The sequence below is a fragment of the Streptomyces sp. NPDC024632 genome, assembly GCF_055559175.1.
Map to the genome: position 1 here is coordinate 1,589 of NZ_JBVHLD010000009.1, position 13,260 is coordinate 14,848.

12 protein-coding genes are annotated in these 13,260 nt (G+C 71.4%); 7 read left to right on the forward strand and 5 right to left on the reverse strand.

What is annotated here, in order from left to right; translation table 11 throughout:
- Positions 1-117 precede the first annotated feature (117 nt).
- On the reverse strand, positions 118-1,944 hold the full coding sequence (locus tag ACZ37P_RS19720) for an acyl-CoA dehydrogenase (protein ID WP_467347711.1): 1,827 nt from the start codon (positions 1,942-1,944) through the stop codon (positions 118-120).
- A 136-nt stretch (positions 1,945-2,080) separates the two neighbouring features.
- Between ACZ37P_RS19720 and ACZ37P_RS19725 the strand changes: the two genes are divergently transcribed.
- Positions 2,081-2,524: an SseB family protein gene (locus ACZ37P_RS19725; protein ID WP_391041886.1), complete on the forward strand. Its 444-nt coding sequence runs from the start codon at positions 2,081-2,083 to the stop codon at positions 2,522-2,524.
- A 203-nt stretch (positions 2,525-2,727) separates the two neighbouring features.
- On the forward strand, positions 2,728-3,690 hold the full coding sequence (locus tag ACZ37P_RS19730) for a pirin family protein (protein ID WP_355339584.1): 963 nt from the start codon (positions 2,728-2,730) through the stop codon (positions 3,688-3,690).
- A gap of 145 nt (positions 3,691-3,835) precedes the next feature.
- Here the strand turns inward: ACZ37P_RS19730 and ACZ37P_RS19735 are convergent, their stop codons facing one another.
- Both ACZ37P_RS19735 and ACZ37P_RS19740 read right to left on the reverse strand, forming a co-directional pair.
- Complete coding sequence (locus ACZ37P_RS19735; protein ID WP_391158647.1) at positions 3,836-4,027, reverse strand: hypothetical protein; 192 nt, start codon at positions 4,025-4,027, stop codon at positions 3,836-3,838.
- Positions 4,028-4,039: 12 nt separating this feature from the next.
- Positions 4,040-4,891, reverse strand: a complete 852-nt coding sequence (locus tag ACZ37P_RS19740; RefSeq protein WP_391158644.1) for a helix-turn-helix domain-containing protein — start codon at positions 4,889-4,891, stop codon at positions 4,040-4,042.
- Positions 4,892-5,106: 215 nt separating this feature from the next.
- On the opposite strand from ACZ37P_RS19740, the gene ACZ37P_RS19745 reads away from it, so the two are divergent.
- On the forward strand, positions 5,107-5,559 hold the full coding sequence (locus ACZ37P_RS19745) for an ATP-binding protein (protein WP_467347714.1): 453 nt from the start codon (positions 5,107-5,109) through the stop codon (positions 5,557-5,559).
- On the opposite strand, the gene ACZ37P_RS19750 is transcribed toward ACZ37P_RS19745, so the two are convergent.
- Both ACZ37P_RS19750 and ACZ37P_RS19755 read right to left on the reverse strand, forming a co-directional pair.
- Positions 5,507-6,730, reverse strand: a complete 1,224-nt coding sequence (locus ACZ37P_RS19750; RefSeq protein ID WP_467347716.1) for an acyltransferase family protein — start codon at positions 6,728-6,730, stop codon at positions 5,507-5,509. The genes ACZ37P_RS19745 and ACZ37P_RS19750 overlap by 53 nt on opposite strands.
- A gap of 220 nt (positions 6,731-6,950) precedes the next feature.
- Positions 6,951-9,068, reverse strand: a complete 2,118-nt coding sequence (locus ACZ37P_RS19755; RefSeq protein ID WP_355339615.1) for an ATP-binding SpoIIE family protein phosphatase — start codon at positions 9,066-9,068, stop codon at positions 6,951-6,953.
- A 161-nt stretch (positions 9,069-9,229) separates the two neighbouring features.
- Here ACZ37P_RS19755 and aspS point away from each other — a divergent pair, with 161 nt between their 5' ends.
- The 4 genes from aspS to ACZ37P_RS19775 all read left to right on the forward strand — a co-directional run bounded on the left by aspS (position 9,230) and on the right by ACZ37P_RS19775 (position 13,258).
- A complete protein-coding gene (gene aspS, locus ACZ37P_RS19760; protein ID WP_355339618.1) occupies positions 9,230-11,008 on the forward strand; it encodes an aspartate--tRNA ligase in 1,779 nt (592 codons plus the stop codon).
- A gap of 81 nt (positions 11,009-11,089) precedes the next feature.
- On the forward strand, positions 11,090-11,605 hold the full coding sequence (locus ACZ37P_RS19765; RefSeq protein WP_355339621.1) for a SigE family RNA polymerase sigma factor: 516 nt from the start codon (positions 11,090-11,092) through the stop codon (positions 11,603-11,605).
- On the forward strand, positions 11,595-12,419 hold the full coding sequence (locus ACZ37P_RS19770) for a hypothetical protein (protein WP_467347720.1): 825 nt from the start codon (positions 11,595-11,597) through the stop codon (positions 12,417-12,419). Before ACZ37P_RS19765 ends, ACZ37P_RS19770 begins: the two co-directional genes overlap by 11 nt.
- Positions 12,420-12,448: 29 nt before the next feature.
- Positions 12,449-13,258, forward strand: coding sequence for a hypothetical protein (locus tag ACZ37P_RS19775; protein WP_467347722.1), 810 nt, complete (start codon positions 12,449-12,451; stop codon positions 13,256-13,258).
- The last annotated feature ends 2 nt before the right edge of the window (positions 13,259-13,260 follow it).

Sequence of the window (13,260 nt, forward strand, 5' to 3'; positions counted from 1 at the left end):
GCTCTCTCCCCCTGGTGGGGAAGAGAACCCAACACCACCCCCCCCCCCCCCCCAGCCCCCCCCCCCCCCCCCCCCCCCCCCCCCCGGGGCGGGTTGGAAGGAGTCCCCTGGGGCGGGTCAGAAGGAGTCCTCCGGGAGGTCCATGAGGCCGAGGTCGACGGATTCGGCCAGGGACCGAGCCGTCCCCACGCCGGGAAGGACATTGGCGGCGAAGAACTTCGCGGCGGCGACCTTCCCCGCGTAGAAGGCGGCGTCCTTGGCGGAGGCCCCGGAGAGCTTCTCGGCGGCCACGCCGGCCCCGCGCAGGAGCAGGTACCCGATGACCACGTCACCGGAGGCGAGCAGCAGCCGCGTGGTGTTGAGCCCCACCTTGTAGATCGAGCGGACGTCCTGCTCGGTGGCCGAAAGGTCCGTGAGCATGGCGCCGACGATCGCCTCCAGGTCCACCGCCGCCTTGGCGAGCTGGTCGCGGGCGGCGGCCAGGTCCTCCCCGCCCGTCGCCTCGGCGAGGAACTTCTTGATCTCCTCGCTGAGCGCCGTCATCGCCTGCCCCTGGTCGCGGACGATCTTCCGGAAGAAGTAGTCCTGCCCCTGGATGGCGGTGGTGCCCTCGTAGAGCGTGTCGATCTTGGCGTCCCGGATGTACTGCTCGATCGGGTACTCCTGGAGGTACCCGGAGCCGCCGAAGGTCTGGAGGGACTGGGCGAGCTGCTCGTACGACTTCTCGGAGCCGTAGCCCTTGACGATCGGCAGCAGCAGGTCGTTGAGCCCGTGCAGCCTCGTGGCGTCCTCGCCGGCCGCCTCGGCGACCTGGATGGCGTCCTGCACGGAGGCGGTGTAGAGCACCAGCGCCCGCATGCCCTCGGCGTACGCCTTCTGCGTCATGAGCGAGCGGCGGACGTCGGGGTGGTGGGTGATGGTGACCTTGGGCGCGGTCTTGTCCATGAACTGCGCGAGGTCCGGGCCCTGCACGCGCTCCTTGGCGTACTCCAGCGCGTTCAGGTAGCCGGTGGAGAGCGTCGCGATGGCCTTCGTGCCGACCATCATGCGGGCGAATTCGATGATCCGGAACATCTGCCGGATGCCGTCGTGCTTCTCGCCGATCAGCCAGCCCTTGGCGGGGAGCCCGTCGCCGAAGGTCATCTCGCAGGTGTTGGACGCCTTCAGGCCCATCTTGTGCTCGACGTTGGTGGCGTAGACGCCGTTGCGCTCGCCCAGCTCGCCGGTCTCGAAGTCGAACTCGTACTTCGGGACCATGAACAGCGACAGGCCCTTGGTGCCGGGTCCCGCGCCCTCGGGGCGGGCCAGCACGTAGTGGATGATGTTCTCGGACATGTCGTGCTCGCCCGAGGTGATGAAGCGCTTGACGCCCTCGATGTGCCAGGTGCCGTCGTCCTGCTTGACCGCCTTCGTGCGGCCCGCGCCGACGTCGGAGCCCGCGTCGGGCTCGGTGAGGACCATGGTGGAGCCCCACTGCTTGTCGACCATGAGCGCGGCGATCTTCTTCTGCTCCTCGGTGCCCTCCTCGTAGAGGATTCCGGCGAAGGCCGGGCCAGAGGAGTACATCCACACGGCGGGGTTGGCGCCCAGCACCAGCTCCGCGTAGGACCAGATCAGGGAGCGCGGCGCGGTGGTGCCGCCGATCTCCTCGGGCAGGCCGAGCCGCCAGTACTCGGCGTCCATGAAGGTCTGGTAGCTCTTCTTGAAGGTCTCGGGCACCGGGGCGGTGTTGGTCTTCGGGTCGAAGACCGGCGGGTTGCGGTCGGCGTCGGCGAAGGACTCCGCCAGCTCGTTCTCCGCCATGCGCGCCAGCTCGGCGAGGACGTCCTTCGCGGTCTCCACGTCCATCTCGGCGAACGGACCCGTGCCGTAGAGCTGGTCGCGGCCGAGCACCTCGAAGAGGTTGAACTCGATGTCGCGGAGGTTCGACTTGTAGTGGCCCATGACGTCGGCTCCGTATCGCAAGTGGGGTGGTCGTGGCACTCGTGGAAAATAATGCTACCCGTCGGTAATAAGAAGCAACCCCGGAAGGGTCGGATGTGACCGTTTCCTCGTCCCGGGGGCCGTTACTCTTGAGGCCGTGTACGGCTACGAGCAGAGCGTGAATCCCGGACCCGGCCCGGTCCAGGGCGCCGCACCCATGCCCGGTGGCTATCCGGAGCCCTCCCCGCCGTCCCTGGCCGACGCGGTCCGCGCCTTCACCACGGGTTCGATGGCCGCCGAGGACTTCCAGGCGATCTTCGCCACGTCCAAGGTGTACTGCCCGCGCGGCGACAATCCGGGCTTCCTGGCACTGCACGACACCCAGCAGCCGGTCATCCCGATGTTCACCTCCCTGAAGGAGCTGCGGCGGTACGCGGGTAAGGAGTCCAAGTTCTTCGTGATCACCGGCGCCGAGGTGCTGGACCTGCTGCCCACCGGCTACGGCTTCGTGCTGGACATCGACGGCCAGCATCGCATGGTCTTCGACGCCAAGGCGGTCGAGCAGATGGTCGACTTCACGATGCGCCGGATGTACGGCTGAGGCTGCCCGGCGGCACGCCTGAGGCCGTACGGCGGCACGCCTGAGGCCGTACGGCGGCACGCCTGAGACCGTACGGGCGCACGTCCCGGCTCGTACGCCCGCGCTTTCGATCTTCCCCTCCGGTGAGTGCTGGAATAGTCACGCCTTGCGAGATGTTCAGTGTTCAACTACTTTGGAACCGGAGCATCCCGAAGGAGGCAGTCATGCCCGCCGTGACCGTAGAGAACCCGCTGACCCTGCCGCGTGTGAGCGCGCCCGACGACGCCCAGCCCCGCAAGGCGCTACAGGTGTCCACCGCCCCGAGCGGTTTCGAGGGGGAGGGCTTCCCCGTGCGCCGCGCCTTCGCGGGCATCGACTACCGCAACCTCGACCCGTTCATCATGATGGACCAGATGGGTGAGGTGGAGTACGCGCCGGGAGAGCCCAAGGGCACCCCCTGGCACCCGCACCGCGGCTTCGAGACCGTCACGTACATCATGGACGGCACCTTCATCCACCAGGACTCGCACGGCGGTGGCGGCACGATCACCAACGGCGACACCCAGTGGATGACCGCCGGGTCCGGCCTGCTGCACATCGAGACCCCGCCGGAGTCGCTGGTCACCAGCGGCGGCCTCTTCCACGGCCTCCAGCTCTGGGTGAACCTGCCGAAGGCCGACAAGATGATGCCGCCCAAGTACCAGGACATCCGGGCGGGCGGTCTGAAGCTGCTCACCTCGGGTGACGGCGGCGCGCTGATCCGGCTGATCGCCGGTGACCTCGCGGGCCACGAGGGCCCCGGCGCCACCCACACCCCGATCACGATGATCCACGTCTCGGTGAACCCCGGCGCCTCGGTGACCCTGCCCTGGCGCGCCGACTTCAACGCCCTCGCCTACGGCCTCGCCGGCCGCGGCTTCGCGGGCCCCGACGCCCGCCCCTTCCGTATGGGCCAGGCCGTCGTCTTCGGCAAGGGAGACTCCCTCACCATCCGCGCGGACGAGACCCAGGAGTCCCGCTCGCCCAACTTCGAGGTCGTCCTGCTCGGCGGCCTCCCGATCCGCGAGCCGATGATGCAGTACGGCCCCTTCGTCATGAACACCCACGCCGAATTGGCCCAGGCGTTCGACGACTTCCAGGCCGGCCGCCTGGGCACCATCCCGGCCGACACGGTCCTCGGCCGCTAGCCGGTCCGCCCCGGCGGCCCGGACGGTGCGCCGGGCCGCGCGCCGGGCGGTGTGTCGAGCAGGCCCGCGGCACTGCGGGTCGTGACCTGACCCGACGGCGACGGCCGTCGGCCGTCGGGGGCTTCTTGACCGCGAGGTGGCCGGCCTACAGCAGGTGGTCGGCCTTGCCGGCCTTGATGTCGGTGATCAGGGTGCGGAGGGCTTCGCGGGTGTCGGTGAGGGGACGGTCTTCTTGGCCGTTGACGGCTATGTAGCCGTTGCCGTCGGCGTCGGTGCCGAGGCGGAAGCAGTTGCTTGCGTCTTGGCAGAAGGGGGCTTCCCAGGTGATGTCGGGCACGGGGGGACTCTCCTAGAGCTGGGACGTGATGGAGTGCACGAGGTCGCGCGTCTTTTCGGGCGGAAGGGCTATGCGTTGCATCTCGTCGAGGTGCAGTCGGTACTTGCACAAGTGCGCCTCGGTGTGCAGGAATTCGCCGACCGTGGCGCGGTCCAGCAGGGCCGTGTCCAGGCGGGCGACCTGGCCGCGGGCGTAGAGGATGGACTGGCCCGAGCCGGGAAAGGCGCCGGCGGAGAACGGGATGGCCTGGACCGTGACGTTGTCGCGTTCGGCGGCGGTCATCAGGTGGTTGAGCTGGTCGCGCAGGACCGCGCGCCCGCCCACCTCGGTACGGAGGACACCCTCGTGGACGACGAGTTCGTACGCCGGGGCGTCCTGCCGGTCGATCGCCTCGTGGCGTTGGACGCGGTGGGCGACCCTGGCCTCGTACTCGGCCGGGGGCAACGCCGGGATGGCGGCGTCGAAGAGGGCGCGGGCGTAAGCCTCGGTCTGGAACTGGCCGGGCATGTGGGTCATCGTGCTGACGCGCAAGCCCTGGGCGTGCCACTCCAGTTCGGCGATGTCGAGGAAGGTCGACGGCAGGACGTCCTCGTACGCCTCCCACCAGCCGCGCACGCGGTCGCCGCACATCGCCACCAGCGCGTCGATCAGCGCTTGGTCGGTGCACTCGTAGACGAAGGCGATCCGGCGCACCCGTTCGGGACTCGTCCCGTGCCGACCGGCCTCGGTGCTGGAGATGACGGTCCGCTTCGTGTCCAGCAGGGCGGCCGCCTGCTCGGTGGACAGCCCCGCGTCCTCCCGTAGCTTGCGGAGCTCCGCACCCAGACGCTGCTGGCGTGCTGTCGGGTTGCTTCTCGGCGGCATGGGCTCCCTCCCCTCCGTGGCCCAGTCTGCCTTGCGGTGAGAAGCCCGGTCCAACGGGTCATCGGCGAATAGGTAGCACACGTACCCCCGATGCCCTACCGTAGTAGCGCGCAGCTACGCACAACTACGTCGGAAGCGCACCGCGAGTGACGGCGACATGCCACCGGCGAACCCTCAAGACGCCACAAGACCCCTTCGACGCAACGGAGTTCGTCATGCCTGAAATCCCCCGCTTACCAGCACTCTGGCGCTTCCCGGCGCGGCCGGAGTCCGTGCGCCGGGCGCGGCACGCCGTCGCGCAGGCGCTCCCTCGTGGGGTGGAGCCCCAACTGGCCGCGGATCTGGGGCTGGTGACCAGTGAGCTGGTCACGAACGCTGTGCGGCACGGGGACCGGTGCGAGGAGGACGCGGTCATCGAACTGGTGCTGTGGCCCGCCGACGGGCACTACTGGGTGGCGGTGTCCGACGGCGGGCCGGAGAAGCCGGAGTTGGCCGAGGCCGGGCCGGAGAGCGAGGGCGGAAGGGGGCTGGTGCTCATCGACGCCCTCGCGGAGGTCTGGGGAGTCGTGCCGCGCCCGGTGCGCGGGAAGTCGGTGGTCGCCGGGCTCAGCGACGTCAGCCGGTCGAGGCCGGGCGGGGTTCGGACAGGCGGTTGGCCTGGTGGGTGAGCGCGCGGCGCAGCACCGGGGTCAGGGGGCGTTCGACCAGGCGGTGGATGAGGTAGGCGAGCAGCAGCATCGAGCCGATGGCGAGGGCGAGCACGCCGTAGTTCGGTATGCCGGTGTGGGCCTTCAGCTTCTCGATGACGAGCGTGCCCAGGATCTCGTGCACCAGGTAGAAGGGGTACGTCAGGGCGCCCGCCGTGGTCAGCCAGCGCCAGTCGACGTCGGCGACGCGGCGCACGAGCGTCACCGCGGCGATGGCGGCGAAGCCCGCGGCGACCAGGGCGATGACGACGGTCGGCGAGCGGTGGAAGGTGACGGCCACACCGGGCTTGGGGACGAGGCCCAGGACCGCGTAGTGCTGGCCGAGCAGGAAGCCGGTCGCGACGACGCCCCAGGTCAGCAGGTCGTGGCCGAAGCGGCGCAGCAGGTAGAGGCCGATGCCGCCGATGAAGAAGGGCGCGTACTCGGGCATCAGGGCCAGCTTGAGGAACTCCTGGCCGGAGGAGTCCGCGTACAGGGCGCCGATCGTCCACAGGGCGCAGAAGGCCAGGACGCGCTTGCGGGTGGCGCCGCGCCACAGGACGGTGACGGCGAAGAGCACGTAGAAGCGCATCTCGGCCCACAGCGTCCAGGAGACGCCCAGGACGCGCTCGGAGCCCGCCGGGGTCTGGAGCATCGTGAAGTTGGTGAGCAGGTCGGTGCGCGAGACGGTCTTGTAGCCGAGGACGAACAGGACGGCGGTCACCAGGATCAGCGCCGCCCAGTAGGCCGGGTACAGGCGGCTGATCCGGGAGATCGCGAACGCCTTGACGCTGCGGCCCCAGCCGCTCATGCAGATCACGAAGCCGCTGATGATGAAGAAGAACTGCACGCCCAGCGGTCCGTACGCGGCGGCGTGCGACAGGTGCGGGAAGATCTCCAGCGGCTGTCCGCGCCAGGCTCCGCTGCCCCGGAAGGCCAGGTGGTAGATCGCCACCATGAGCGCGGCCACCAGCCGCAGCCCGTCCAGCGCCCGCAACCGGCCCTTCCCGCCGCCACGCGGTGCCGGTGCGGCGGACGCCGCCGGTACGTGGCCGGGCGACGTCGGGTCGCCGGGCGACGTCGGATCGCCGGGCGCGGTCGGGTCGCCGGGCGACGTCGGATCGTCCGTGGGTGCGGGGAGTTTCAGGCTCATCCCAGTGCTGCCTTTTCGCCGGCGTGAGTGTCAGGGCGCGCGGTCGGCCGTACGATCGCCCGTCACGTAGGCGTTCAGGCTAGGTGGAGGCACCGGTCCCACGGGGCGTTGGAGCGGGCCCAACCGCTCTGTGCGACCAGTGTTTTCCTCCGTTTCACGGCCGGTTCACACGACCGTGACGGATTCGCGTCCGCGGCCGACCCCGCCCCCCGCCGGGCGGTCACCCGATCGACGGGCTCGTCGCCTCGTACAGCTCGAACCAGATGGACTTGCCGTCGCCGCGCGGGTCGACGCCCCAGGCGTCGGCGAGCTCCTCGATGAGCATCAGGCCGCGGCCTGAGGAGGCCATCTCGCCGGGGGAGCGGCGGTGCGGCATGTCGTCGGAGCGGTCGCCGACCTCGACGTGGAGGCGGCGGGTGCCGGGCATGCCGGTGACCATGGCGGTCAGTACGGCGTCCTCGTCGGTGTGCACCAGCACGTTGGTGACCAGTTCGGAGACGAGCAGGACGGCGGACTCGACCTGGTCGGCCGAGGTCCAGTCGTGCAGCAGGGCACGGATGTCGTCGCGGGTGGCGCGGATGCGGCCCGGGTCGGTCTGCGAGACGGTCAGCACCGCGCGGCGGACCGGGACCGCGCAGGTCGGGCCGTCGGGGTCGCGGCGCAGCAGGACCAGCGCGATGTCGTCCTCGCGGCGGTCGGCCAGCGGCCCGGTGGTGTGGTGGGAGGCGGGCCCGTGCACCGCGCGGATCAGGGAGTCGGCCAGCTCCTCCAGATCGCCCGCGGGCCCGGCCTCCAGCACATCGCGCAGCCGCTGCCAGCCGGTCTCCAGGTCGTGGCCGCCGGTCTCGATCAGGCCGTCGGTGCACAGCAGCAGCACCTCGCCGGGCTCCAGGACCAGCCGGGTCGTCGGGTAGTCGGTGTCCGGCTCGATGCCCAGCGGCAGGCCGCCCGCCGTACGCCGGACGATCGTCGTACCGTCGCCGAGCCGGATCGCGGGCTCCGGGTGCCCGGCGCGCACCACGTCGAGCGTGCCGGTCAGCGGGTCGGCCTCCAGATAGAGGCAGGTCGCGAAGCGTACGTCGGCGGACTCGTCGGCGCTCAGCCCCTCGTGCAGGCCGTCGCGCAGCCCGTCCGCCGGCCCGTCGGGGAGCCCGTCGTGCAGCCCGGCCAGAAAGCGGGAGGTGCGCGAGAGCACCGCGTCCGGGTGGTGGCCCTCGGCCGCGTAGGCGCGCAGCGCGATCCGCAGCTGGCCCATGATCCCCGCGGCCCGTACGTCGTGGCCCTGGACGTCGCCGATGACGATCGCGGTTCGGCCCGACGGCAGCCCGATCACGTCGTACCAGTCGCCGCCGACCTGGAGGCCGCCGCCGGTCGGCACGTACCGGGCGGCCACCGCCATGCCCTCGATGCCGGGCCTGCGAGCGGGCAGCATCGTGCGCTGGAGGCCGTCGGTCAGGGCGCGCTCCGACTCGTGCAGATGCGCGCGGGACAGCGCCTGCGCGAGCATCCGGGCCACGGTGGTGAGCACCGAGCGCTCGTCGGGCGTGAAGGCCACCGGGTCGCGGAAGGCCGCCATCCAGGCGCCGATCGTGGACCCGGCCACGACCAGCGGGAGATACGCCCAGGAGGAGCGGCCGAACGGTTTCACCAGCGGCCAGGTGACCGGGAAGCGGTCCTCGTACGCGGCCGGCGACGGCAGATAGACCGCCTGGCCGGTACGGACCACCAGCGCGGCCGGGTAGTCGGTGTCCAGCGGCATGTCGAGGAAGGGGTCCTCGGTGCCCGCCGCCTGCCCGTGGTGCCCGATCACCGACAGCCGGTCGCCGTCCGTGCCGAAGACGGCGAGGCCGTCGGGTGAGAAACCCGGCATCGACAAGGTGGCCGCCACCCGCAGCACCTCGGCGGTGGAGTCGGCCTCGGCCAGCGCGCGCCCCGCGTCCAGTAGGAACGCCTCCCTGGCCCGCCGCCAGCCGCCGCCCGCCTGCGCCGCCGCCCGTGAGGGGCCGCCGCGCACCTCGTGCAGCGTGCCCGCCATCACCGTGCCCTGCGGGCGCACCCTGGCCCGTACCGTCCGCAGGGTCGCGCCGTCGTCGCCCACCACCCGCACCAGCGCCTCGGCGACCGTGCCCTCCGAGTAGGCCAGCGAGACCGCGCCGGCCAGCGACACGTAATCGGCGGCGTGCAGGCACGCCCGAACGGCGGACGTCCGGTGCTCGGCCGGGCCGCCGGACAGCCCGAGCAGGCGCGCGGCGCGGGCGTCGACCGTCACGGTGCCGGTGGCCTCGTGCCACTGCCACAGCCCGGTACCGACTGCGGCCAGGACGTCCTCGGTGCGCATTGTGACAGTTTATGAGAATTGGGGCGTTATGGCCCAGTAGGGCGGCCTTCGTGGCCTTACGCCCCACCGAATCCGGAGTGAGGCCGGTGTGCGGGCGCCGGTAAGCTGTGCTGGGCCGCTGGCCCGGCCACCCACCCAACATCCAGCGTCGAGGACGAATGATGCACCGGTACCGGTCCCACACCTGCGGCGAGCTGCGCGCCACCGACGTCGACACCGACGTCCGCCTGTCCGGCTGGCTGCACAATCGCCGCGACCTGGGCGGCATCCTCTTCGTCGACCTGCGCGACCACTACGGCTTCACCCAGCTCGTCGTCCGCCCCGGCTCCCCGGTGTACGACCAGCTCAGCGGCCAGTCCAAGGAGTCCGTCGTCCGCGTCGACGGCCGCGTCCTGGCCCGCTCCGCGGAGAACGTCAACCCGGAGCTGCCGACCGGCGAGGTCGAGGTCGACGTGACCGCCCTGGAGGTGCTGGGCGCGGCCGACCCGCTGCCCTTCCCGGTCTTCCCCGAGGACAACGCGAACGAGGAGATGCGGCTCACCAACCGCTTCCTCGACCTGCGCCGCCAGCGCATGCACCGCAACATCATGCTGCGCACCCAGGTCATCTCCTTCCTGCGCCGCGAGATGACCGCGCTCGGCTTCAACGAGATGGCCACCCCGATCCTGTCGGCCACCTCCCCCGAGGGCGCCCGCGACTTCCTGGTGCCCTCTCGCGTGCACGCCGGGAAGTTCTACGCGCTGCCGCAGGCCCCGCAGCAGTTCAAGCAGCTCCTGATGATCTCCGGCTTCGACCGCTACTTCCAGATCGCGCCCTGCTTCCGCGACGAGGACTCGCGCGCCGACCGCTCGCCCGGCGAGTTCTACCAGCTCGACGTCGAGATGAGCTTCGTCGAGCAGGAGGACGTCTTCGGCGTCATCGAGAAGGTCATGACCGACCTCTTCACCGAGCTGGGCGGCGGACGCACGGTCACCTCGCCGTTCCCCCGCATCCCCTTCCGCGAGTCGATGCTCAAGTACGGCAACGACAAGCCGGACCTGCGCACCACGCTCGAACTGGTCGACGTCTCCGACGTGTTCGCCGGGAGCGGCTTCAAGGCGTTCGCCGGCAAGCACGTACGCGCGCTGGCCGTGCCCGACACCGCCGAGCAGCCGCGCAAGTTCTTCGACCAGCTCGGCGAGTACGCGGTCTCGCTCGGCGCCAAGGGCCTGGCCTGGGTCCGGGTCGGCGACGGCAACGCGTTGACCGGCCCGATCGCCAAATTCCTCACCCCCGAGGACGTCACCGCGCTGCTCGCCGCCGTCGGCGCGAAGCCCGGCACCGCGATCTTCTTCGGCGCCGGTGAGTTCGACGAGGTCTCCAAGATCATGGGCCCGGTCCGGGTTGAGGCCGCCAAGCGCACCGGCCAGTTCGAGGAGAACGTCTTCCGCTTCTGCTGGATCGTCGACTTCCCGATGTTCGAGCGCAACGAGGACACCGGGGCCGTGGAGTTCTCGCACAACCCCTTCTCCATGCCGCAGGGCGGCCTCGAAGCCCTCAACACCAAGGACCCGCTGGACATCCTGGCCTGGCAGTACGACATCGTCTGCAACGGCATCGAGCTGTCCTCCGGGGCCATCCGTAACCACGAACCCGCCGTCATGTACCGCGCGTTCGAGATCGCGGGCTACACCCGCGAGACGGTGGAGGCCGAGTTCGGCGGCATGCTCCGCGCCTTCCACTTCGGCGCGCCGCCGCACGGTGGCATCGCGCCGGGCGTCGACCGTATGGTCATGCTCCTCGCCGATGAGCCCAACATCCGCGAGACGATCGCGTTTCCGCTCAACCAGAACGCCCAGGACCTGCTCATGGGCGCGCCCTCCGAGGTCGAGGAGGCGCGGCTGCGCGAGCTCCACATCCAGCTCCGCCCTTCGGCAGGGCGCCCTTCCGCGGGGCGCTAGGACGGCGTCTCGGGAGGGGCGAGCCGGGGGGCAACCCCGGAGGCGGGTCACCGCGTTGAAGGGGTGTGGAGAGGAACAACGGTGTCGCACCCCGGTTTCGAGGAGTTCGTGGCGGCCCGCGGCCCCAGACTGCTGCGGGTCGCGTGGCTGCTGACCGGCGACCCGCACCTCGCAGAGGACCTGCTCCAGACGGTGCTGGCCAGGGTGTGGCCGAAGTGGCACCGGATCGCGGGCGACAGCCCGGAGGCGTACGTACGCAAGGCGCTGGTGCACACCCACGCCTCGTGGTGGCGGCGGCGCTGGCGCGGCGAGGTGCCGCACGGCGAGCTGCCCGACCGCCCGCAGCCGGCGGACCCGTACGGGGACGTGGACCTGGAGCAGGCGCTGGCCGCGGCCATACGGGAACTGCCGGTACGCCAGCGCGCGGTGGTCGTGCTGCGCTACTTCGAGGACCTGAGCGTGGCCGACACCGCGGATGTCCTCGGCTGCACGGAGGGCACCGTCAAGAGCCAGGCGTCCAAGGCGCTGCGGGCGCTGCGCGGACGGCTGCCCGAAGCGGTCGACACGGGCGTCGGAGGTGAACACCATGCCGGATGAGCGTTTCGCGGAGGACGAGCTGCGCGACCTGCTGGAGCGCGCGGTGCCCCAACTGCCCGCACCCGTACAGCGGTTGGAGCGGGTCAAGGAGCGTGCGCTGCGCCGTCGCAGGCGCCGCGCGGTCGGGATGTCCGCCGCCGTCGTGGTGGCGGTCGCGGCGGCCGGGACGGTGCTGCCCGGTCTCGGCGGCGCGGCGAGCGCCCCGGCGCCGCCCGCCGTCGTCACCTCGCTCGCGCCGCCCGCGTCCGGCAGCGGCGGCCCGACGGCGAGCGCTCCGACGGCGACCGGCCCGGTGGACAGCGGTCCGAGCCCGACCCCGAGCCTCGGACAGACCACCCGCGCGACCGAGTCGGCGTCCGCCGCGTCGGCGGCGGTCACGTACCACTTCCCCGAACTGGCCGGTCTCGACCTGCGGTTGCCGCCCGGCTGGACGACGGTCGTCGCGCCCAAGACGGGTGACGTCTTCGCCTCCTCGCAGGCGCTCGGCCTGCCCACCGACGGCTGCGTCAAGCCGCTGGACGGCTTCTGCACCCCGCTGGTCCGCACCCTGACCCGCGGCGGGGCGCTGATGATGCTGACGCTCCGGCACAGCAAGACGACGGTGGGCAAGCTCAACGCCGACGGCCACCCGGTGACTTCGTCCGTCGTCGTCAGCGCCTGCCGGGCGGTCGGCGGCACCGCGCAGACCAAGGCCCTGCTCACCGACGCGTCCGGCTCCGACGTCCTGATCGAGGTCTCGGTGTGCCTGGCCGACGCCACCGACGCGCAGCAGTCCCAGATCAACGACGCGCTGAAGAACGCCGTCTTCTCGTGAAGGCTCCCGTGAAAGGCCCCCGCCACGTCATGCGCACCACCCGCCGCCCCCGCCGTCTCCTGGCCGCCGCCGTCCTGACCGCGCTGGCCGCCGCCCCGCTGGTGTCCGGCTGCGTGGCCGGTGGCACGGGGGTGCGGGCGTCGAAGGTCGGCGACGAGGGGCCGCTGAGCACGGTGGTGAGCGGTCCCGCGGGCCGGGCGGGCAGGTCCGCGCCCGAGCCGGTGCGCACGACACCCGCGCCGCCCGCCCAACTGCCGGGCCTGGGGCCGAAGACGCGCTCGCAGATCCCCGCCGACGCGCGGCAGGCCGTCCTGGTCACCGGCGCGGGCCCCGACTCGCCCGACGCGAAGGTCACCTTCTACACCCGCGAGAACACGGCCGGTTGGCGGCCCTCGGGTCCGGTGTGGGCCGCGCACAACGCGCTGCGCGGCTGGACCGACACGCACCACACCGGCGATCTGCGCTCACCGATCGGCGTCTTCGGCCTCACCGACGCGGGCGGCCACCTCCCCGACCCCGGCACCGAACTCCCCTACGACCACGCGCCGATCGGCTTCAGCGTCTCCGGCACCGGCTTCAGGGGCGAGCCGCTGGCGGGCTCCTTCGACTACGTCATCGCCATCAACTACAACCACCTGCCCGGCACGTCACCGCGCGACTGGACGCGTCCGCTGGGCGCCTCGCGCGGCGGCGGCATCTGGCTGCACGTGGACCACGGCGGCCCGACCCAGGGCTGTGTCTCGCTGCCGCAGCAGGCCATGCGGACGCTGCTGCGCACCCTGGACCCGAAGCTGCACCCGGTGGTGGTGATGGGCGACGGGGCCGCGCTGGCGCGCTGAAC

Bases quoted from the DNA above. Each gene is read 5' to 3' on its own strand.
- ACZ37P_RS19750 (WP_467347716.1), bottom strand. From the start codon at position 6,730: ATGAGCCTGAAACTCCCCGCACCCACGGACGATCCGACGTCGCCCGGC.
- ACZ37P_RS19745 (WP_467347714.1), top strand. From the start codon at position 5,107: ATGCCTGAAATCCCCCGCTTACCAGCACTCTGGCGCTTCCCGGCGCGG.
- aspS (WP_355339618.1), top strand. From the start codon at position 9,230: ATGCACCGGTACCGGTCCCACACCTGCGGCGAGCTGCGCGCCACCGAC.
- ACZ37P_RS19775 (WP_467347722.1), top strand. From the start codon at position 12,449: ATGCGCACCACCCGCCGCCCCCGCCGTCTCCTGGCCGCCGCCGTCCTG.
- ACZ37P_RS19720 (WP_467347711.1), bottom strand. From the start codon at position 1,944: ATGGGCCACTACAAGTCGAACCTCCGCGACATCGAGTTCAACCTCTTC.
- ACZ37P_RS19730 (WP_355339584.1), top strand. From the start codon at position 2,728: ATGCCCGCCGTGACCGTAGAGAACCCGCTGACCCTGCCGCGTGTGAGC.
- ACZ37P_RS19770 (WP_467347720.1), top strand. From the start codon at position 11,595: ATGCCGGATGAGCGTTTCGCGGAGGACGAGCTGCGCGACCTGCTGGAG.
- ACZ37P_RS19755 (WP_355339615.1), bottom strand. From the start codon at position 9,068: ATGCGCACCGAGGACGTCCTGGCCGCAGTCGGTACCGGGCTGTGGCAG.
- ACZ37P_RS19740 (WP_391158644.1), bottom strand. From the start codon at position 4,891: ATGCCGCCGAGAAGCAACCCGACAGCACGCCAGCAGCGTCTGGGTGCG.